This window comes from Paraburkholderia sp. C35 (assembly GCF_003121405.1).
In the GTDB taxonomy this organism is placed as follows: Bacteria; Pseudomonadota; Gammaproteobacteria; order Burkholderiales; family Burkholderiaceae; genus Paraburkholderia.
In genome coordinates this window covers 1-19,176 of sequence record NZ_QBUY01000007.1, presented here as the reverse complement: position 1 = coordinate 19,176, position 19,176 = coordinate 1, and the positions used below count along the sequence as shown (strand labels likewise).

At 65.0% G+C, this 19,176-nt stretch carries 17 protein-coding genes and 1 pseudogene; 11 read left to right on the top strand and 7 right to left on the bottom strand.

All coding sequences use genetic code 11. From position 1 onward, the window contains the following. Positions 1-132 precede the first annotated feature (132 nt). The 11 genes and pseudogenes from DK391_RS06605 (at position 133) to DK391_RS06555 (ending at position 9,993) form a co-directional block, all read left to right on the top strand. Entirely contained in the window at positions 133-1,008 is an 876-nt protein-coding gene (locus DK391_RS06605) for an AraC family transcriptional regulator (RefSeq protein WP_109477201.1), read from the top strand. A gap of 87 nt (positions 1,009-1,095) precedes the next feature. After that, entirely contained in the window at positions 1,096-1,995 is a 900-nt protein-coding gene (locus tag DK391_RS06600; RefSeq protein WP_109477200.1) for a PhzF family phenazine biosynthesis protein, read from the top strand. Continuing rightward, on the top strand, positions 1,992-2,477 hold the full coding sequence (locus DK391_RS06595) for a RidA family protein (protein ID WP_239482726.1): 486 nt from the start codon (positions 1,992-1,994) through the stop codon (positions 2,475-2,477). The genes DK391_RS06600 and DK391_RS06595 overlap by 4 nt, the downstream gene beginning before the upstream one ends. 75 nt (positions 2,478-2,552) lie before the next feature. Further along, on the top strand, positions 2,553-3,305 hold the full coding sequence (locus DK391_RS06590) for a transporter substrate-binding domain-containing protein (RefSeq protein WP_109477199.1): 753 nt from the start codon (positions 2,553-2,555) through the stop codon (positions 3,303-3,305). Continuing rightward, positions 3,302-3,958, top strand: coding sequence for a glutamine ABC transporter permease GlnP (gene glnP / locus DK391_RS06585; protein WP_109477198.1), 657 nt, complete (start codon positions 3,302-3,304; stop codon positions 3,956-3,958). Before DK391_RS06590 ends, glnP begins: the two co-directional genes overlap by 4 nt. Beyond that, positions 3,955-4,683: a glutamine ABC transporter ATP-binding protein GlnQ gene (gene glnQ, locus DK391_RS06580; RefSeq protein ID WP_109477197.1), complete on the top strand. Its 729-nt coding sequence runs from the start codon at positions 3,955-3,957 to the stop codon at positions 4,681-4,683. Before glnP ends, glnQ begins: the two co-directional genes overlap by 4 nt. Before the next feature lie 61 nt (positions 4,684-4,744). Continuing rightward, positions 4,745-5,929, top strand: coding sequence for a serine hydrolase (locus DK391_RS06575; RefSeq protein ID WP_109477196.1), 1,185 nt, complete (start codon positions 4,745-4,747; stop codon positions 5,927-5,929). A gap of 287 nt (positions 5,930-6,216) precedes the next feature. Continuing rightward, a complete protein-coding gene (locus tag DK391_RS06570) occupies positions 6,217-7,518 on the top strand; it encodes a gallate dioxygenase (RefSeq protein WP_109477195.1) in 1,302 nt (433 codons plus the stop codon). Between the two features lie 23 nt (positions 7,519-7,541). After that, positions 7,542-8,567, top strand: coding sequence for an amidohydrolase family protein (locus DK391_RS06565; protein ID WP_109477194.1), 1,026 nt, complete (start codon positions 7,542-7,544; stop codon positions 8,565-8,567). Between the two features lie 2 nt (positions 8,568-8,569). Beyond that, a pseudogene (gene ligK / locus DK391_RS06560) lies at positions 8,570-9,253 on the top strand (4-carboxy-4-hydroxy-2-oxoadipate aldolase/oxaloacetate decarboxylase). An 11-nt stretch (positions 9,254-9,264) separates the two neighbouring features. Beyond that, complete coding sequence (locus tag DK391_RS06555) at positions 9,265-9,993, top strand: substrate-binding domain-containing protein (RefSeq protein ID WP_109477193.1); 729 nt, start codon at positions 9,265-9,267, stop codon at positions 9,991-9,993. Here DK391_RS06555 and DK391_RS06550 read toward each other — a convergent pair. From DK391_RS06550 to tssK, 7 genes are read right to left on the bottom strand one after another with little or no spacing between them, the layout of a single operon-like run. Next, entirely contained in the window at positions 9,977-10,531 is a 555-nt protein-coding gene (locus tag DK391_RS06550) for a DNA/RNA non-specific endonuclease (protein ID WP_109477192.1), read from the bottom strand. The two genes, DK391_RS06555 and DK391_RS06550, sit on opposite strands and share 17 nt — an antisense overlap. Before the next feature lie 16 nt (positions 10,532-10,547). Then, complete coding sequence (locus DK391_RS06545) at positions 10,548-11,471, bottom strand: hypothetical protein (protein ID WP_109477191.1); 924 nt, start codon at positions 11,469-11,471, stop codon at positions 10,548-10,550. 24 nt (positions 11,472-11,495) lie between these two features. Continuing rightward, complete coding sequence (locus tag DK391_RS06540; protein WP_109477190.1) at positions 11,496-12,089, bottom strand: OmpA family protein; 594 nt, start codon at positions 12,087-12,089, stop codon at positions 11,496-11,498. A gap of 57 nt (positions 12,090-12,146) precedes the next feature. Then, positions 12,147-12,884 carry a type VI secretion system-associated protein TagF gene (tagF, locus tag DK391_RS06535; protein ID WP_109477189.1) on the bottom strand — a complete coding sequence of 246 codons (738 nt, stop codon included), beginning with the start codon at positions 12,882-12,884 and terminating at the stop codon, positions 12,147-12,149. After that, complete coding sequence (gene tssM, locus DK391_RS06530; protein ID WP_109477188.1) at positions 12,881-16,408, bottom strand: type VI secretion system membrane subunit TssM; 3,528 nt, start codon at positions 16,406-16,408, stop codon at positions 12,881-12,883. The genes tagF and tssM overlap by 4 nt, the downstream gene beginning before the upstream one ends. Before the next feature lie 43 nt (positions 16,409-16,451). Beyond that, positions 16,452-17,741, bottom strand: coding sequence for a DotU family type VI secretion system protein (locus tag DK391_RS06525; RefSeq protein ID WP_109477187.1), 1,290 nt, complete (start codon positions 17,739-17,741; stop codon positions 16,452-16,454). Between the two features lie 23 nt (positions 17,742-17,764). Continuing rightward, on the bottom strand, positions 17,765-19,099 hold the full coding sequence (gene tssK, locus DK391_RS06520) for a type VI secretion system baseplate subunit TssK (protein WP_109477186.1): 1,335 nt from the start codon (positions 19,097-19,099) through the stop codon (positions 17,765-17,767). Positions 19,100-19,176 lie beyond the last annotated feature (77 nt).

Sequence of the window (19,176 nt, the reverse complement as noted above, 5' to 3'; positions counted from 1 at the left end):
CTGTTATGCTTCAAGCTTCTGCCGACGCCATGCTGCTGCGCTGACAGCCGCGTGCCCCAAGGCACGCCGATCACGAAGCCAGCCAGGGCGTCGCGCCCGATATGCCCATCTGAAACCGCATGGAGCATCGCCATGCTGCGACCCTTCGACCAGCTCTGTCAGCCCGCCAACAAATCCCTGCTGGTCGCCGCCGATAGCGGACACGCCACCCTCACGGGCAGCGGCACCTACGCGATGCCCTGGCACTGGCACGACTGCCTGATGTTCATCCTGCCCAGCCACGGCGCCGTCGAGTTGCGCCACGAAGACCGGCGCGCAGGCACCTGGCTGTCGCAGGACCGCTTTGCCGTGGTGCCGCCAGGGCGCGCCCACCAGACCCGCGCCGGATGCGCGACGCACACGCACATGGCCGTCTACGTGACGGGCGACGCGCTGCAAAAGCTCGATACGGGCGTCGGCTCGCTCAGCGAATTCCGCCGGCGCACCCGCACCCCTATCCTCGTGCGCAGAACGGCTGCGATCCGCGCGCTGCAGGAGCTCTCGCAACGCACCGACATGAACAGCTACGGCAGCGCCGCGACCCGCCAGGCGTTGTCCTCGGCCTTGCTGATGCAGTGCATCGGCGAAGTCATCGCCGGGAAGACGGAACTGGGCACCTCGCCGCGCGAGCACGGCATGGCGCTGGTCGCCGATATCGAAGCCTTCGTGGCCGGTCATGCCGATCAGGACATCCCGCTCGACGCGCTCGAAGAGCGTTTCGGCGTGTCCCGTCGTCATATCACGCGCCTGTTCCGCGAAAGAACGGGATGCTCGATCGGCGAGTTCCAGCAGCGCGCCCGTTACGACACCGCCTGCCGTCTGCTGGCCGAAACCGCGCTGCCCGTCGGCGAAGTGGCGTTCCGCGTCGGCTTCGAAAGCGGCGCGGCGCTGGCCCGCGCGATGCGCCGCCTCGGCGGCCAGTCGCCGGCCGGGCTGCGCGCAGGGATGGCCCGTTCGGTCAAAACGTAAGGCCCGCCCGAACGCGCGGCGCAGCGCGGCTCCCCGTAATCTGACCGGACAGTCACACACACCCCGGTCAGCGGGGCTTGCGCCGCCATGTCCTTGCGCCATCAGGTCGAACTCGTCAGCGTGTTTGCCGCCCGTCCCGGCGGCGGCAATCCGGCTCCCATCGTGGTCGATGCCGCCGGCATGTCCGACGCGCAAATGCAGGCAGTGGCGCAGCGCTACGGCCACGAAAGCGGCTTTGTGCTGCCCGCGCCGCCCGGCTCGGACTGCGACTACGAATTCCGTTTCTGGGTGCCGAACCACGAGATGTCGATGTGCGGCCACGCCACCGTCGGCGCCGTCTGGCTGCTCCATCAGACAGGACACCTGCAGCGCGACCGTCTGACCATCCAGACGCGCAGCGGCCAGGTCGCCGCCCGCATCACGGGCGTCACGGACGAAGGCGCTGCCGTCGAATTCTCTCAACCGTTGGGCCGCGTCGAGCCGCTGCCGGAGCCGCAAGGCAGCGAGCAGGCGATCCTCGACGCGCTCGGCATCGACCGTGCGCAACTCGCGCCGCTGCCGATCCAGAACGCCTGCACGAGCCGCGTCAAGACGCTGATTCCGCTCGTCAGCACCGAGGTGCTCGACGCCCTTCAGCCGCGCTTCGAGCAGATCGAGGCGGTGTGCGAGCGCGTCGGCTCGACCGGCCTCTACCCTTACGCGGCCTTCGACGCCAGCCAGCAGATTGTCGACGCCCGGCAGTTTCCGCGCGCGTCGGGCTATCCGGAAGATGCCGCGACGGGCATTGCCGCCTCCGCGCTGTCGTTCGGCCTGCTCGCCAACGGCGCAGTGGAAGCGTCGACCCGGACCATCACGATCCGGCAGGGACGCGCGATGAACCGTCCGTCGCAGATCTCGGTGAGATTCAGCCTCGACGCGGGCCGCGTCGACGGATGCTGGCTTGGCGGGCCGGTGTGTTTCGAAGCGCGCGTCGGAGCCGAGTCATGACGATGTCGATCGCCGCGCGGCTTGCGCAACTGGGCATCGAACTGCCACCGACGCCGTCGCCACGCGGTGCCTATGCGGGTGTGGTGATCCACAACGGCATTGCCTACGTGAGCGGCCAGGTCAGCCGGATCGGCGACACCGTCATCGCGGGTCCCGTCGACGACACCACGCCGCCCGATGTCATCCGGCACGCGGCGCGAACCTGCGTGCTGCGCGCGTTGAGCGTGCTCGCGGCTGCGCTGCCCGCCACGCTGGCCGTCGAACGGATGCTGTTCCTGCGCGGCTTTGTGCACGCCGCACCGGGCTTCCAGCATCACAGCAAGGTACTGGACGAAGCATCGGCCCTGCTGCACGACATTTTCGGCGACTCCGGCGTGCATGCGCGCTCGGCTGTCGGCGTCGCCAGCCTGCCGGGCGGCGGCATGCTCGAAATCGAACTCACCGTTTCGCTGACGCAGGCCACCGATCCGGGCGCCCCGTAGCGCAACGCCATGACAAAACGCCGGATAGCCCTGCAACCAGCCCATCCGGCACGCTCACTCACCGTGGAGGAAACCATGAATCGCCGTCAACTGCTGCAACTCGGCCTCGCGGCCGGCCCGGCCATCCTGCTGTCCCGTACCGGCCGGGCAGCCGATGCGGAACTGGTGGTCGGCTCCAATGTGGGCGCCCCGCCGTTCGCCTTCAAACAGGGCGATAGCTATTCCGGCTTCGACGTCGAAGTCTGGGCGGAAGTCGCGAAGGGCCTGAACCGCAAGTGGCGACTGCAGCCGATGGAATTCGGCGCACTGATCCCCGCGCTGCAGACTCACAACCTCGACGTGATCGTCTCGCAGCTGTTTATCAAGCCCGAGCGCCAGCAGGTGATCGATTTCTCGACGCCGTACTACAAGAGCGGCCTGATCGCGCTGACCCGCATCGACAACACCAGCATCCACTCGCCTGCCGATCTGGCCGGCAAGCGCATCGGCACGGAAACAGGCACGGTTGCCGTCAACTACATCAAGGAGCACATCAAGGACGCCACGCTCGAACAGCTGCCCAGCATCAACAACGCGCTGCTGGCACTGGAAGCGGGCCGCACGGATGTGGTGGTCTACGACAAGCCGCAACTGCTGTACTACGCCAACACCGCGGGCAAGAACAAGGTCCGGGTGATCCAGCCCGCGCTGGAAGGGCTCGACGTCGGCATGGGCTTCCAGAAAGGCAGCCCGCTCGTCGCGGCGGCCAACGTTCAGCTCGCGGCGATGAAAGCCGATGGCCGTCTCGCGGCACTCACCCGCAAATGGTTCGGCGAGGCGTCGTCATGAGCTTCGACTGGGCGGCGCTCGTTGCCGCACTGCCGGACCTGCTGCAAGGCCTGCGGTTGACCTTGCTGATCGCGCTGACAGGGCTGGCGGGCGGCGTGGTGCTCGGCATCATCGCCGGGGTGACGCTGACCTACGGCAGCCAGCTTGCCGCGTTCCCGGCGCAGATGTATGTCGCGCTGATTCGCGGCACGCCCATCGTGGTGCAGGTGATGTTCGTCTACTTCGCGCTGCCGATCATGATGGACGTCCGCATCAGCGCGACCAGCGCCGCCATCATCACGCTGATCGTCAATTCCGGCGCCTATAACGCGGAGATTATCCGCGGTGCGCGCGACGGCGTGCCAGGCGGCCTGCGCGAAGCCGGCCTCGCGATGGGCTTGCCGTTTCATTCGACGCTCGCTCACGTCATTGCGCCCATCGCCTTCCGGCGCGCCTTGCCGGCGATGGGCAACCAGTTCGTCAACCTGGTGAAGGACACCTCGATCTTTCTCGTCATCGGCGTGGGCGAACTGACGCGCAGAGGACAGGAGATCATGGCCGAGAACTTCAGGGCAGTCGAAATCTGGACGGCCGTGGCCGTCATCTATCTGCTCGTCATCAGCCTGCTCGCGCTAGGTCTGCGCGTGCTCGAACGGAGAGTGCGTCTGCCATGAGCATGATCGAATTCCGGCAAACCTCGAAACGCTTCGGCCAGCACCTCGTGCTGCATCCGCTCGATCTCAACATCGAACGCGGCGAAGTCGCTGTTATCGTCGGCCCGTCCGGTTCCGGCAAGTCGACGATGCTGCGCTGTATCAATGGCCTCGAAACCATCAGTTCGGGCGATCTGCGCGTCGACAACATCAGCGTGCTGGGGTCGGCGCGCGATGTTCGTCGCATCCGGCTCGAAGCGGGCATGGTGTTTCAGCAGTTCAATCTGTTCCCGAACCTGACGGCGCTGCAGAACGTCATGTTCGGACCGATCCGCGCGCGTCACCAGTCGAAAGCCGAGGCACGCGACATCGCCGCCGCGCTGCTGCAGAAGGTCGGCCTGTCCGAGCGCATGAATCACTATCCGTCGCAGCTGTCGGGCGGCCAGCAGCAACGCGTGGCCATTGCACGGGCGCTGGCCGTGCAGCCCAAGCTGATGCTGTTCGACGAACCCACGTCGGCACTCGATCCCGAGTTGCGCCAGGAAGTCCTCAAGGTCATGCAGACGCTTGCCTGCGAAGGCATGACGATGGTGGTCGTCACGCATGAAATGGGCTTTGCGCAACGCGTCGGGTCGCGCCTGCTGTTCATGGAAGCAGGCCGCGTCGTGCACGACGGCAAGCCTGGGCAGATGCTGGCGACACCTCCCGGAGAGCGCTTCCGCGAGTTCCTGCAGCACGTCAATTGATCACATGTCACCCGATGGCCACTCTCTTCACGACCGCTCGTCCCAGGAGTCTGCAGTCAAGATGATCCCGTCACGCTTTGAAAACGACTACGGCTTTCGCCGCGACAGTGTCCGGCACGACAACTGGCGTGCAGCGCCATGGAATGTCTGGGCCTTTCGCCATGTCCACGAAATCATTCCGACTGCGCGGATTGCTGCCACGCCGGGTCTGATCGAAGAACCCCTCGCCGATAGCAGCGCACTCGCCGAACATGCGATGGTGATCGACGGCGAGCGCCGTCCGCTCGCAGCAGTGCTACGGCAAACCTCGACGGACGCCATCGCCGTGATGCGCGGCGGGCGCTTCATTGCCGACTTCCATGCGCCGCACTTCACGCTGCAAAGCCGACACATCATGTTCTCGGCAAGCAAGTCGGTTGCGGGCCTGCTCGCCGGCATGCTGGTCGGTGACGGCGCGCTGGACCCCGACGCGCCCGTCGCGCAGTATGTGCCCGAACTCGCGCGTTCTGCTTACGGCGATGCCCTTGTTAGGCACGTGCTGGACATGCGCGTGAGCCTCGATTTCAACGAAGACTATCTCGACCCGGATGGCCTCTACGCCCGCTATCGACGGGCTGGCTTGCTGGACCCGCGGCGCGACGGCGAGCCGCTGGAGACGGTCATCGATCTGCTCGCGTTGCTGCCCAAAGGCTCATGGGAACACGGTGGGCCGTTCCACTACTGCTCGCCCAATTCGGACGTGCTCGGCCTCGTGATCGAGCGCGCCTCGGGCATGCGCTACCCCGACTTCGCGGCCACGCGCCTCTGGCAGCCGCTGGGCCTGAAGCACGACGGTTGCATCACGGTGGACATCGCGGGAACCGCGCGCTCGGGCGGCGGCATGTGCATGACCGTGCGCGATCTGGCGCGGATCGGCGAACTGGTGCGGCTCGGCGGCGTGGTAGGCAACCGCAGGCTGATACCCGTCAGCTGGATCGACGCTACGATGACGGGCGGAAGCCGCGAGGCATGGCTGCAGGGCAGCTTCTCGGCGTGGCTGCCGAACGGCCAATACCGCAACAAGTGGTATCAGGTCGGCAATGCGAGCGGCGCCTGCTTTGCGATTGGCATACATGGCCAGTGGCTGTACGTCGATCCGTTGCGCGAGACGGTCATCGCCAAATTCTCGTCACAGCCAGACCCGACTAATGACGAGGTCAAGCACCTGAACCTCGCGATGTTCGAAGCAATCGCGACCATGCGGTGACGCCGGGGCCCGGCCTTCGCCCGCAAACATGACCGCCCCGCCCGCCCGTTGCTTTTGCTCGGATTGGGTATCTAAAATATTTATCGCCCAGAATTTTCACCAGACCGGCCGGGCGCCTTGCACACAGGGCTTAGCGCCCGCCCGGCGGCCTTCTCCGGCCAAGTCCAGGGGTTGAACTGCGGTTGACACGGCCATCCCGGCCGTTATCTCATGCGCTTATTCACTGCGATAAGTGCTTCGTCGATGCACCGTTTTCCGAAGCCACGCGTATCACTGGACTTCAGACTATGGCCAAGATCATCGGCGGCCTCGCCGCATCGCACACTCCCACCATCGGCTTCGCGTTCGACAAGAACAAGCGCGACGACCCCGTCTGGGCACCCATCTTCGAGAACTTCGCGCCGCTGTCCGACTGGATCGCCGAGAAGCGTCCCGATGTGCTGGTGACCATCTACAACGACCACGTCACGTCGTTTTTCTTCGACCACTATTCGGCCTTCGCGCTGGGCGTCGGCGAGCAATGGCAGGTCGCGGACGAAGGCGGTGGCGCGCGTGATCTGCCTGCCATCAAGGGCCATCCCGAGTTCGCCGCCCATCTCGGCAAGTCGCTGATGGCGGACGAATTCGACATGTCGTTCTTCCAGAACAAGGCGCTCGATCACGGCTGCTTCTCGCCGCTGTCGATGCTGTGCCCGCACAAGCCCGAGTGGCCGGTCAAACTGGTGCCGCTGCAGATGGGCGTGCTGCAGTTGCCCGTGCCAAGCGCGCGGCGCTTCTACAAGCTCGGTCAGGCGCTGCGTCGCGCGATCGAAAGCTATCCGGAAGATCTGAAGGTCGCCATTCTTGCGACGGGCGGTCTGTCGCATCAGGTGCATGGCGAACGTTCCGGCTTCAACAACACGCCGTGGGACCAGCGCTTCCTCGATCTGTTCGAACGCGACCCCGAGCAACTCGCGAACATGACCCTCGCCGAATATGCGGAACTCGGCGGCTACGAAGGCGCGGAAGTGATCATGTGGCTGACGATGCGCGGCGCGTTGTCGTCGAATGTGGTCTGCAAGCATCGCAGCTACTACCTGCCGTCGATGGCGGGCATCGCCACGGCTATTTACGAAGGCGAAGATAGCGAGCCGAACGAGGCCAGCGTCGAACGTCACCGTCAGAAGATGGCTGTCGAGTTGAAGAACGTCGAGAAGCTGGACGGCACCTACCCGTTCTCGATTGAAACAGCCGTGCGTGCGTATCGCATCAACGACTATCTGCATCGCATGGTCGAACCTGGGCATCGCGACGCCTTCAAGCGCGATGAAGAAGCCAGCTACGAGGCAGCAGGACTCAGCGAACAGGAACGCGACCTGCTGCGCCGCCGCGACTGGCGCGGGCTGCTGCATTACGGCGTGATCTTCTTCATGCTGGAAAAACTCGGTGCCGTCACGGGCATTTCGAATCTGCATATCTACGCCGCGATGCGTGGCGAAACGCTCGAAGCATTCCAGAAGACCCGCAATGCGCCGGGCGCGCTGTATTCCGTCGCCGGCAAGGGCAGCCAAAGCCTTGCATGGGACAAGTCCGCACCGGGCAAACAGTAACGGCACCGACAGAGACAGCAACGATGATCATCGATATTCACGGTCACTACACCACCGCGCCGAAAGCACTCGAAGCCTGGCGCAACCGTCAGATAGCGGGCATTAAAAGTCCGGCGGAGATGCCGCACGTATCGGAACTCCACATCACCGATGACGAATTGCGCGAATCGATCGAGAACAACCAGCTTCGGCTGATGCGCGAGCGTGGACTCGATCTCACCATTTTCAGTCCGCGCGCGAGCTTCATGGCGCATCACATCGGCGACTTCGACGTGTCGAGCACGTGGGCGGCGATCTGCAATGAACTGTGCTTTCGGGTGAGCCAGTTGTTCCCCGACAGCTTCATTCCCGCTGCGATGCTGCCGCAAAGTCCGGGCGTCGATGTGAAGACCTGCATTCCCGAACTGGTGAAGTGCGTCGAACAGTACGGCAATGTCGCGATCAACCTGAACCCGGACCCGTCGGGCGGTCACTGGACCAGCCCGCCGCTGTCGGACCGCTACTGGTATCCCATTTACGAGAAGATGGTCGAGTACGACATCCCGGCGATGATCCACGTCAGCACCAGTTGCAACGCGTGCTTTCACACCACAGGCGCGCACTATCTGAATGCCGATACAACCGCCTTCATGCAATGCCTGACCTCGGACCTGTTCCACGATTTCCCGACATTGCGTTTCGTGATTCCGCACGGCGGCGGTGCTGCGCCCTATCACTGGGGACGCTTTCGCGGTCTCGCGCAGGAACTGAAAAAACCCTTGCTCACGGAACATCTGCTGAACACCATCTTCTTCGACACCTGTGTCTATCATCAGCCGGGCATCGATCTGCTGACGCGCGTGATTCCCGTCGACAACATCCTGTTCGCCAGCGAGATGATCGGCGCGGTGCGCGGCATCGATCCTGAAACCGGCTTCAATTACGACGACACGAAGCGTTACGTCGAAGCAGCCAACATCGCGGCGGAAGATCGCTACAAGATTTACGAGGGCAATGCGCGGCGCGTCTATCCGCGTCTGGACGCAGCCCTCAAGGCAAAGGGAGTGTGAGCATGTACGAAATGGGCGTTGTCTATCGCAACATCAAACGCGCGGATCAGGGCGTTGCGCGCAAGCTGGGCGAATTGGGTTCCGCGACGGTTCATGAAGCCATGGGCCGTTCGGGTCTGCTCAAGCCGTACATGCGGCCGATCTATCCGCACGCGCAGGCCTGCGGCACAGCCGTCACCGTGTTGCTGCATCCCGGCGACAACTGGATGATGCACGTCGCCGCCGAACAGATTCAACCGGGCGATATGGTGGTCGCAGCCGTCACCGCGGATTGCACCGATGGCTACTTCGGCGATCTGCTCGCCACCAGTTTCAAGGCACGCGGCGCGACTGGCCTCATCATCGATGCCGGCGTGCGCGATGTGCGCGTGCTCGAAGACATGGGTTTCCCGGTCTGGAGCAAGGCGAGTTCGTCGAAAGGCACGATCTAGGCGACGCTGGGTTCGGTCAACATCCCCGTGATCTGCGCAGGCGCACTCGTGTCGCCCGGCGATGTCGGCGTCGCGGATTACGACGGCGGGGTTGCCGTGCCGGCGGCAGCGGCCGCGGCCGTGCTCGACAAGGCCAGCGCCCGCGAAGCGCTGGAAGCGGAAAAGCGCGCGAAGCTGGCGTCCGGCGTGCTCGGACTCGACATGTACAACATGCGCGAACCGCTGAAGCAGGCTGGCCTGCGTTATATCGACTGACAGAGACCGGCATGTCGATTGAGACTTCGAGCGGCACATTGACCGTCATATCGTCGATGGCCACGCGCCATGTGCTCGCGCAGCTATCGGCAGCGTACGAGGCCATGTCGGGACAACGCGTGTCGATCGTATCGGTCGGCGGTGTCGAAGCGGCGCGCCGCATTCAGGAAGGCGAGCGCTTCGATATCGTCGTGCTCGCCTCCGATGCGCTCGACCGGCTCGCGAAAGCCGGCCACGTCGTCGCTGCAGATCGCGTCGACGTCGCGCGCTCGGAAATCGCCATTGCGATCAGGCATGGCGCGCCGCGCCCCGATATCGGCTCCGAGTCCGCTCTGCGCGATGCCGTACTGCGCGCGCGGACCATCGGTTATTCGACTGGCCCGAGCGGCACACATATCCTCGATCTGCTGCGTCGGTGGGGCTTGGCTGAGGTCATCGCGAATCGTATTGTCGAGGCGCCGCCTGGCGTGCCTGTCGGCCGTCTCGTCGCCGAAGGCAAGGTCGAACTCGGCTTCCAGCAACTGAGCGAACTGGTGCATTTGCCGGGCATCGACGTGATCGGCATGCTGCCCACAGAGGTTCAGGCCGTGACCGTCTTTTCCGCGGCAATCTGCGCGACATCGGAGCGGCAACGAGCGGCCAAAGCGTTCCTCCGTTATCTCGCGTCCCCCGACGGCGACCGCGTGAAAATCGAACACGGCATGGCGCCTGCGCAACGTGAGGCTAGTTCTCGAACGTAGCGAGTTCGAACGAGCAGACCGTGTCACCCGGACACAGCAAACCCTGTTCGACGGCAACCGGCACCTGGTTCTTGCCGCGGCCATAGCGCCAGTACGTGAAATACAGCGACCCCGGATGGCTGACAGCCATCTTTTCGAGCGCCCGGAACGGCCCCGAGTTGATCTTGCCGAGTTGCGGGACGAGGTTGATATCCGTATGCCCGCCCAGCGTATGCGCGATGGCATGGCCACGGTGATACACATCACTGTTGGCAAGAGGATGGCCTTTCATCCTCGTGGCAATCACCGCGCGCGATTCCTGGTTCTTGCCGCGGCTCACGCCCCACGCTGCCACGAGGCGCTCGGTCTCGACATCGAACAGATACGAAAAACCCGAATCCGTGGTTTCGAGCAGATCGCAATCAGGCACGCCGCGCGAATAGTCGCGCGCCCATAGCCCGACGAGCAGCGGCCCGATCTTGTCCTCGAAACATGCAGGCGCCTTCTCGCGCGACAGGCGCGGCAGGATGCCGTTCAGCCGTTGCCGATAGTCGATCATCGTTCGCTCCCGTGCGTCACCGGCTGGCCTCGCTCACGGCCTTTTGCAGTTTGCCGCGTACCAGCGCGATATTGACGCCGCCTGGGCCGGGCACATCGACGAGCGGCATATAGCGCGCCGGTGTATGCAGCAGGTAAGCCTGCGTTTCGTCGATCACGATCCGGTCGCTCGGATCGTAGCCCATGCCTTCCAGTTGCCGCGTCAGTTCCGCACGTTCGCCGTAACTGAGTTCGTGCCACCAGAACGTGCGGCATGCGTGCGCATATGCATCGTTGGAAAAATACTGCCAGTGACCCAGTTCATGACTGAGGATGGCCGCCCGCACGGGCACATCGATCGTCTCGCCGCCGGGAGCCGGACCCAGCCCCGGAATCGTGATCAGAAAATCGTGCGTGCTGCGCGCCTGCCAGCCGCCGTCACGCTCGGCGATCAGCCCCGATTGCACGACGACACGCTGCAGCGTGCGCTCGCCCGCGGTCAATTCCAGACGCTGCTGACGCGCTACGTCGAAGAAATGCGCGAGTTCGACGGAACTGAAGTTGTTGCCCGCCGTCAGTCCTGCCGGATCGGCGCCGAAGCGCCGCGCGTGGGCCGCGATGGCCGCCATCGTCACGATATGGTCGTGCGGCATGTCACGGCGCTCGAACAGCGCCACGACGCGTGAAAACATCGCGCCCTGCTCGCCGAGACTCGGCGCATGCAGCACGTACAGTCCTGGGCGGTCGGCAATGGCAAACAGCGCGAGCCGCGCGTCAGCGGGCAACGAGGCATCGAGTTGCGCGAACGGAATGCGCCGGACTTCGAGAGGTTCGCTCTGCATGTCGAGCCGCGTCGCGCCTGCCTGCGCGCATGCATCGCCGCCCGGCCATGCCGCCGCCAACGACAGCGACAACGCGCAGGCCGCTGTCAAACCCATGCCGCGTAGACGAGACGCTCTCATCGCTGTCAGACCCGGCGCTCGCGGCTAGTTCGTCACCGTCACGATCGTCACGCGACGGTTTTCAGGCGCGGTCGGATTGCGCCGGTTCAACGGCTCGGTCGATCCCTTGCCGACCGACGTCAAGCGCTCGGCCGCAATGCCATCCTTCTGGGTCAGATACGCGACGACAGCCGCCGCGCGGTCTTCCGACAGCTTCATGTTCGCGTCGGCAGCACCGCGCGGGTCCGCGTGGCCTTCGACGCGGAATCGATACGCCGCGAGCCGGTCCGATTGCAGCGCATGGGCGACCTTGTCGAGTGCGGCCTGTGCCGTGTCGGTGAGCGTCGACGAGTTGGTTGTGAAGGTGATCAGCATATTCAGCGAGGCCGCTTTTGCAGGTGCCGCCGGTTTCGCCGCTGCCCCTGCCTTGTTCGACAGCACGAAGCCGCGCGTGACGATGTTGTCGCCGTTATCGTCCGGCGTGAGCGCCTTGGTCACCGAGTTTTCATCGATGTCCTGCTCCTTGACGACAGGGTCTTCAGCCCGGGCGATGCCCTGGCAAGCGAGCACACCTAGCGCGATCAGGCACGCCCCACGCGCGGCGCGTCCCGACAGAAAAGAATCGATTGAGCCTGACATACCCCGACCTCCATTCAATGTCTGCACTGTCTCCCGCTTCGCATCTTCGAGCGGTTCTCACATCCTCAACTCAACGACCGATGTCCAGCCGCTGCGCGTGCTGTCGAGCAGTCCGACGAAGCGCTCGCCATCCGGCAAGCCTGGACCCGCAAGCAGCGACGCCGGCACGGCTCCCGAACCTTGCGTCCACCACGCGCTTGAATGCGGCGCGGCGTAGCGGGCAAGCAAGGCGGAGAAGGACGCCGTCTCTCCGGTTTCAACGAGGCCGCCCGCTTCGTCCACTGCCGGCAGCGGTTGCGCCGGTTCCGCCGGATGGAAGCGCCACACGCGCTCAACAGATGATGCCGATGCCACGATCAACGGTCCCCAGCTATCGAGTTGAGCGTCGAAGCGCTCCAGCACGAAGCCTGGGTCGAGCGTCGAGAGCGCGCGGCGCATGGCCTCGTCATACCAGCCCTGCGCGCCGCCCAGCCAGTCGGCGACAACGTCGCGCGCCAGCGGCGCCGCGAGCGTGAACGGAAAATACCGCCCCACGCGATCGACGCCCGGCATCAGCACGCCCGCCCACGCCGACTCGCCGCACACCCCTGCGCCGAGCGCAAAACACCACACGGGCGCATTCAGATACACCGGCAGCCACTGCGCGCCGAACCAGCGCTGCGCGAACAGCATGCCCTGCTGCAGGCACGCATCCCACGGCGTGACGAACGCGGGCGGCAAGCGCCGCGTCACGAAGTCACCATGCGTGCGCACCTTGCCGAAAAAGCCGGGCGCTTCTGTCGCGACACCCTTCATAAGCGGTCAGGACAACGGAACTGATCGAATACGCCGCGGCGGAACGGATTCGTCACGCTGCTGGCATCGAGTTGCAGCACGAGCTGATGTCCATCCGATTCGAAGGTCGCCTTGAAGCGGGCTGCCTGCGAGGTCGGCTGCAACCGCGCGTTGTCCATCAGATGCAACGGCGCCCACGGCCCGTCCGCCCGCGCAGAGTCGCCCGACGGCTCGATATCGACGCGCGCCTGCCCGGTGCCTTTGCCGCTCGGCCACTGGAACACCATCGACTGATCCGTATGAGCGGCCACGAATTGCTGACCGTCGATATCGATCGTGGCGTGCTCGATGGCGGGATCGATGTCGAGCACCTTCAGCGTGAAGCGCACCGACACATCGCGCCCGCCCGCACGGAAAAATGCGTCGCGAATCTGCGCGGCGCGCTGGAACTGCACCAGTACGTCGGCGGGAATGCCGAGCGAATCGGCGCCCTGGCGCCAGCGCCATTGCGGTCCCGACATATCGACCAGCGTGGCGAGGTTCTTCTGGAAAAAATCGTCGATCAGGCCACCGGGCGCGAGTAACCGTCCGAAGTCGTCGGGCGCGGCATCGCGGGTGGAATTGCGCACCAACGGATAACGGCCATCGAGCGCCTGCCGGCAAAGCTGCGCGACATTGGCCTGCCACAACGCATTCAGACGCGCGCGTTCGCCGCCCACCATCAGCATCGCGCCGCCGTTCGCAATGTCGTCGGCGACAGCGGAAAGCGGCGCGGGCGCACTTTGCGCCACGAGCTTCAACTTGTTCAGTGCGTCGCCCGGTGGCGCGGGCAGTCCCTGCTTGCGCGCGGCATCGGACGCTTCGAGATACGCTGCTGCATCCTTGAGCGCGGCGAGCTGCGTATCGAGCGGCACCGGCCCTGGCGCGCCGGGCTTGCCCGCAAGATCGTGCAGCGCCTGGAAATGCGCATCGACGGGATTGACCTGCGCGGGCGGCGGCGCCGCATCGTCAGGCTGATTGCCGAGCGCGCTTTCGAGCCGCTTCTTCACGGCATCGAGCTTGTTGCTCAATGCGCCGACGCCCTGCTCTGCCAGCGAGCCGCCCGTCTTCACCGCGCCGAGCGTGGTTTCCTGCGAAGCTGCGAGCATGAACGACTTCAACGGCGAATCGGGCGCGGCGAGCAGATTCGCCACGCGCGCACCCTTGTCGACGCCATCGAACGGCACGACGGCGATATCGGCCAGCAGCGCGTCCCACTGTTTGATGTACTCGTCGTAATAGAGCTGCGTCATCGCCGACTTCAGATCGTCGATGCCGTTCGGCGTCAGTACTGATTCCTCGCGGCCGAGCACCCAGTTGTCGCGCGCGACGTCGATCACGGCCTCGTCACGCAACTGGCCGAACTTCTGATAACCCGCCCGCGTATAGGCGCCCGAGATACCGCGCGTCAGCGGCGCGCCGCTCTTGCGCACCAGCACGAGCGCTGCGTTACGGCCGGCTGCCGCTGCCACGGTAAAGGGCGGCAGCTTCGCCTGTTCGAGATCGCGCGCGACGCGGTTGAACATGCGCTGCGCAAGCGGCATCTTCTCGAGCGTCGTGCGCGCCTGCGCGATCAGGTCCTTGTCGAGCGGCAGCGATGCGTCGAACTGCGACGGCTGGAACAGCGCGGCGAGATGGCCATCGATGTCATTGCGCTGATCGTCGCTCGCGTCATGCAACGGCCCGCGACGCCAGTCGATATCGGCCCACAGCCGCACGGAATCGGCATCGAAATGCGCCTGATCGCCGAGCATCAGATACGCGCGCAGCACTTCGTACTGGAAGTCGGGATTGTTCGCGTCGCCGCGTCGCAACTCGTCTTCCATTCTGCGCACGACAAGCGGCAGCAAGGTCTGCTTCAGCAAGCGCCGGTAGCTCGCCTGCGCTTCGAGCCCGAGCTTATCGCCCTGATACAGCCCGAGCCGCGACAGCCACGGCACGCTCCTGTTGCGGTCCGCGTAACCGCCGGGCAGATCGCGCGCGGCGTTGAGCAAGGGCAACAGCGTCAGCGGATCGTCGCTGCCGCGCGTGTTCTGCGCGAGCTTCTGCAGCGCGGTCACATGCTGTTCCACATCGGCGATATACGCGCGATTACGCTGATAGCTGATGAAGAACAGCACCAGCGCCACCACGACGGCAATGCCGATCAACGCCATCGCGATGCGCTGCAGCCAGGTGCGGCGCAGTTCGAGTTTCGGATTGGTCCCTGCCAGTCCGGCTTCCTGAAAAATCACATCGCGCAGCAGCCGCGTGATGAAGTACGCACGACCGCTGGCCGGGTCCGGCAGCACGACCTGACGCTGCAAGCCGAGTGCCGCCGCCACCGCGCTCATCACGCGATCGATAGGCCGGCCTTCCTGCGTGCCGCTCGTGAAATAGACGCCGCGCAACAACGCGGCTTCATCGAAGCGCGACGTGCTGAACGTTTCCTGCAGGAACGCCGTCAACATGTTCTCCAGACCGGCGAACTGCTGCGGGAAACCGTACACGAGTGCGCGGCGGCGCGTGTCCGTCTCCTGTTGCATCCGATGCAGCACGCGCGCCTGCAACTGCTTTTCGAGCGCGGAGAACTCGCCGGGAAACGACGCCAGCGCATCGTCGGGGCCGCCCTGCGCGACATATGGAAACGTCACGCCCCACACCTGTTCGCGCTCGTCGCGGCCGAGGTCGTCGAAGAATTCCGCGAAGCCCGCGAGCAGATCGCACTTCGTCACGACGACATAGACGGGAAAGCGCATCCCCAGACGCGTGTACAACTCCTTGAGCCGTTCGCGCACGGCGCCTGCCTGCACGGCGCGCTGGGTATCGGAGAGTTGCAGCAGATCCTGCACCGACAGCGCGACGATCACGCCGTTCAGCGGCCTGCGTGGCCGGTACTTGCGCAGCAGCTGCAGGAAGCCGCCCCATGCCGCCTGATCCGCTTCGGCGAAGCTGTCCTGCGTGGTGAAGCGGCCTGCCGTGTCGAGCAGCACGGCGTCGTCGGTGAACCACCAGTCGCAGTTGCGCGTGCCGCCGACGCCACCCACCGCCTGCTTGCCGAGCTTGTCCGCGAGCGGAAACTTCAGGCCCGAATGCAGCAGCGCCGTGGTCTTGCCCGTGCCGGGCGCGCCGACGAACATGTACCACGGCAACTGGTACACGTACTGGCTGCCGAAGCGCCCCTTGACGCGCGCCTTGCGCAGAATCGTCATCGCCTCGTCGAAGCGTTGCTTGAGCGCGGCGACATCCGCTTCCGATTCCTTCTTGCCCGGTTGCGGCGCTTCCTCGGCGACCGTACGCGTGAACTTCACATTCGCAAGCCGCACGATCAGCCAGCGCACGAACCAGTAGAGCGCCCACAGCGCGAACAGCAGGATAATCACGATCCAGCGGCTCGTCGTGCTTTCGAGCGGCGCCTTGCCCGCGAACGCGAGCAGCGGCCCCTCTATCCACACGATCAGCGCCAGTGCCAGCACGCCGAGAAACGACAGGACGATGGGGCGTCTGAGCCAGCCAAGCAGTTTCATGAGCGGCCACCTTCAAGGTGCGGCTTACACAGGGCGAGCGGCTTCACGATGCCGCCCCAGGCGCAAGAATGGTGATGTCGACGCGGCGATTCTTCGCGCGGTTCGCGGGCGTATCGTTGGGCGCGATCGGTTCGGTGTCGCCACGGCCTTCGGCTTCGAAACGTCCGGGCGAGCCGGCACGCGCGGCAAGCATGTCCCTCACGACATCGGCGCGTGCCTGCGACAGATGCCAGTTCGACGGAAACCGCGCCGACAGCAGCCGCTGGTTGTCCGTATGCCCCGCAACCACGACATTGCCGGGTACGCCCTTGAGCGCATCGGCGATCCGCTGGATCAGCGGGATATAGGTCGATTCGAGTTCCGCGCTGCCCGCTGCGAACAGCCCGTCGCCCTTGATCTCGACGACAGTGCGCTCCGGCAGTTCGGCGACCGTCACCAGCCCCTGCGCGATCTCCGGTGCAAGGAATTGCGACAGCTTCGGCGCAAGCGCAGGCGGCGGCGGGGCTTTCTTCGCAGCGACCGGCTGCGGCGCGACGCGCACGCCATGCAGCGCGGCGAACACGCGATCGGATTCGTCGTTCAGCCGCAGGCTCAGCACCAGATGCACGCCGACCAGCACCACGCAGGCAATCGCAGCGGCGACCCACAGCGGCACCAGTTGCAGCAGCGGCTTGCGCTCGGTCTTGACGGGCAGCCAGTGCACCGACAGATCGCGTTCGGCGGCACCACGTTGCGAACGGATCATCGTTTCGAGCCGCTCGCGGATCGTGTCCAGTTGCGTGCGGCCTCCGTCGATCAGTCGATAGCGGCCTTCGAATCCCAGACCGAGAATCACATAGATCAGTTCGAGCACGGCGATATTGCCAGCGGGGTTCTGCGCGAGCCGCTGCAGGATCAGAAAGAAGCGCTCGCCGCCCGATGCCTCGTTATGGAATGTCACCAGCAGACTGCGGCTCGCCCACATGCCCGCGCCCCACGGCGTGCTCGCAATCGCTTCATCGAGGAAGGTGCACAGGCAATAGCGCGACGCACCGAGCTTTTCGTCGTCGATACCGTTCGCGCGCCCTTGCGTTTCGAACGTGCGCATCATCTGGATCAGCTGCGTGCGCAACTCCTCGACATTCGGATGCGTCGGCAGCTGGCGCAGCGGCACGGCCAGTTCGAGCAATGGATTGGCCGCGCGCAGCAGCGGGTTGAGGCCGCCCGTCTGCGTCGCGATAGGCACAGCAGTGGCCGCGGCTGCCACGAAGGCGGCACGCGCGCCACCCGGCGTCGGAATCAGGATCGTCGCGCCAGGATCGTCGAGCGGACCGCGTGGTTCATCTGGAGTCACGATGAGTGTCCTCGATCAATGCGTCAGCGGCGGATGGCCCAAAACTCCATCGCCAGCCCTGGAAAGTCGCCCGCGACATGCAGCGCCATGCCCGCCGAGGTCGCGAACTGCTTCCACAAATCGTTGCCGCGATCGAGCTCGAAATACGTGAAGCCCGCATGAAACGGCAACTGGCGTGGCGCGACAGGCAGCGCGCGCAGTCCGATGCCGGGCAACTGCAGGTTCACGAGATCGCGGATGCGCTCGATCGGCCCAATCTTCACCTGCGGCGCGAAGCCCGTCAGGATGTGCTCGGCGGGCATCTGCGCGCGCACGGCCAGCACGAAGGTCGCCGAGGCGAACAGGTTCTTGTCCGGGACGAGGGCCACACGCAGGCCGAACTTGCGTTCTTCGAGAGGAATCGGCACGGCGTGCGGGTCCATCACCATGCTGAGCGACGCGCGCAGATCGTCGATCACGGGTGCAAAGGTTTCGCGCAGCCGGTCGTGCCGGTACACGGGATACGCCTGCGGCCGTTTGCCCGGCTGACTGAAGGTCGCGAGTTCGCCTGCCAGTTGCACCGCGATCTGGAACAGCGCTTCGGGATGCAGGCCTGTCATCGTCGACAGATGCGCGGCGAGCGGCTCGTGCCGGTTGATGATTTGCAGCAGCAGGAAGTCGGAGACTTCGGCGACGCCCGTCACGCCAGGCTGCGCAAGACGCGCAGCCAGCGCTTCGCCGCGTTGGTGCAGCAGGCCGACCAGATCGTCGACGAATGCGGCCAGACGTCGCCCCACGCGATAGTCGAGACACGGCGGGCTGTAGTCGTTTTCGAGCACGACGCGGTTGTCGGGCAGCCGCTCGACCACGCGCGCGATGCCCTGCACGGCATACGCATTCGCGACATCCGTTTCGAGCGCGAGGCGCACACGCAGCTTGCCGATCTGCATCAGCGCGGGCGCGACGTTCGGGTCGTTGCTGTCGTTGACTTCCAGTTCCGTCACGCGATGCCGCGCGAAGTTTTCTTCGCTCGCTTCGTTGCCCGTTTCGGCAATGCCGGGACGCCGCACCGGCAACGCCAGCGCCACCAGCGTGCTGCGGGTGCCTTCGGGGATATCGAGCGGTTCGGGCAGATCGTCGTCGGCAGGCAGATTGAAGGGCGTGCCGTCGGGCATCACGCCCGCGCACGACAGCAGCGCGACCTTGCCGAGCTTGAGCAACTGCTCGTCGATCTCCAGCGCCGTCAGTCCCCAGCTATACGGACGCAAGCCCGCCGCCCGCGTTTCCAGCTGGGTCTGCAGATAGCGGTCGTGCTGCTGCAGATGCTGCGGCTGCAGGAACATTCCCTCCGACCAGATGACTTTGCTGTTCCAGGACATTTTTTCTCGTGTGTCGTGTGTGTCGTGTGTGTCTCAGTCTCTTATACAGAACTGCCGCATCCGAACATCTAACTCTT

Bases quoted from the DNA above. Each gene is read 5' to 3' on its own strand.
- DK391_RS06565 (WP_109477194.1), top strand. From the start codon at position 7,542: ATGATCATCGATATTCACGGTCACTACACCACCGCGCCGAAAGCACTC.
- glnP (WP_109477198.1), top strand. From the start codon at position 3,302: ATGAGCTTCGACTGGGCGGCGCTCGTTGCCGCACTGCCGGACCTGCTG.
- tssK (WP_109477186.1), bottom strand. From the start codon at position 19,099: ATGTCCTGGAACAGCAAAGTCATCTGGTCGGAGGGAATGTTCCTGCAG.
- DK391_RS06540 (WP_109477190.1), bottom strand. From the start codon at position 12,089: ATGTCAGGCTCAATCGATTCTTTTCTGTCGGGACGCGCCGCGCGTGGG.
- DK391_RS06550 (WP_109477192.1), bottom strand. From the start codon at position 10,531: ATGATCGACTATCGGCAACGGCTGAACGGCATCCTGCCGCGCCTGTCG.
- DK391_RS06545 (WP_109477191.1), bottom strand. From the start codon at position 11,471: ATGAGAGCGTCTCGTCTACGCGGCATGGGTTTGACAGCGGCCTGCGCG.
- glnQ (WP_109477197.1), top strand. From the start codon at position 3,955: ATGAGCATGATCGAATTCCGGCAAACCTCGAAACGCTTCGGCCAGCAC.
- DK391_RS06570 (WP_109477195.1), top strand. From the start codon at position 6,217: ATGGCCAAGATCATCGGCGGCCTCGCCGCATCGCACACTCCCACCATC.
- DK391_RS06605 (WP_109477201.1), top strand. From the start codon at position 133: ATGCTGCGACCCTTCGACCAGCTCTGTCAGCCCGCCAACAAATCCCTG.
- DK391_RS06575 (WP_109477196.1), top strand. From the start codon at position 4,745: ATGATCCCGTCACGCTTTGAAAACGACTACGGCTTTCGCCGCGACAGT.
- DK391_RS06555 (WP_109477193.1), top strand. From the start codon at position 9,265: ATGTCGATTGAGACTTCGAGCGGCACATTGACCGTCATATCGTCGATG.
- DK391_RS06600 (WP_109477200.1), top strand. From the start codon at position 1,096: ATGTCCTTGCGCCATCAGGTCGAACTCGTCAGCGTGTTTGCCGCCCGT.
- tagF (WP_109477189.1), bottom strand. From the start codon at position 12,884: ATGAAGGGTGTCGCGACAGAAGCGCCCGGCTTTTTCGGCAAGGTGCGC.
- DK391_RS06590 (WP_109477199.1), top strand. From the start codon at position 2,553: ATGAATCGCCGTCAACTGCTGCAACTCGGCCTCGCGGCCGGCCCGGCC.
- tssM (WP_109477188.1), bottom strand. From the start codon at position 16,408: ATGAAACTGCTTGGCTGGCTCAGACGCCCCATCGTCCTGTCGTTTCTC.
- DK391_RS06595 (WP_239482726.1), top strand. From the start codon at position 1,992: ATGACGATGTCGATCGCCGCGCGGCTTGCGCAACTGGGCATCGAACTG.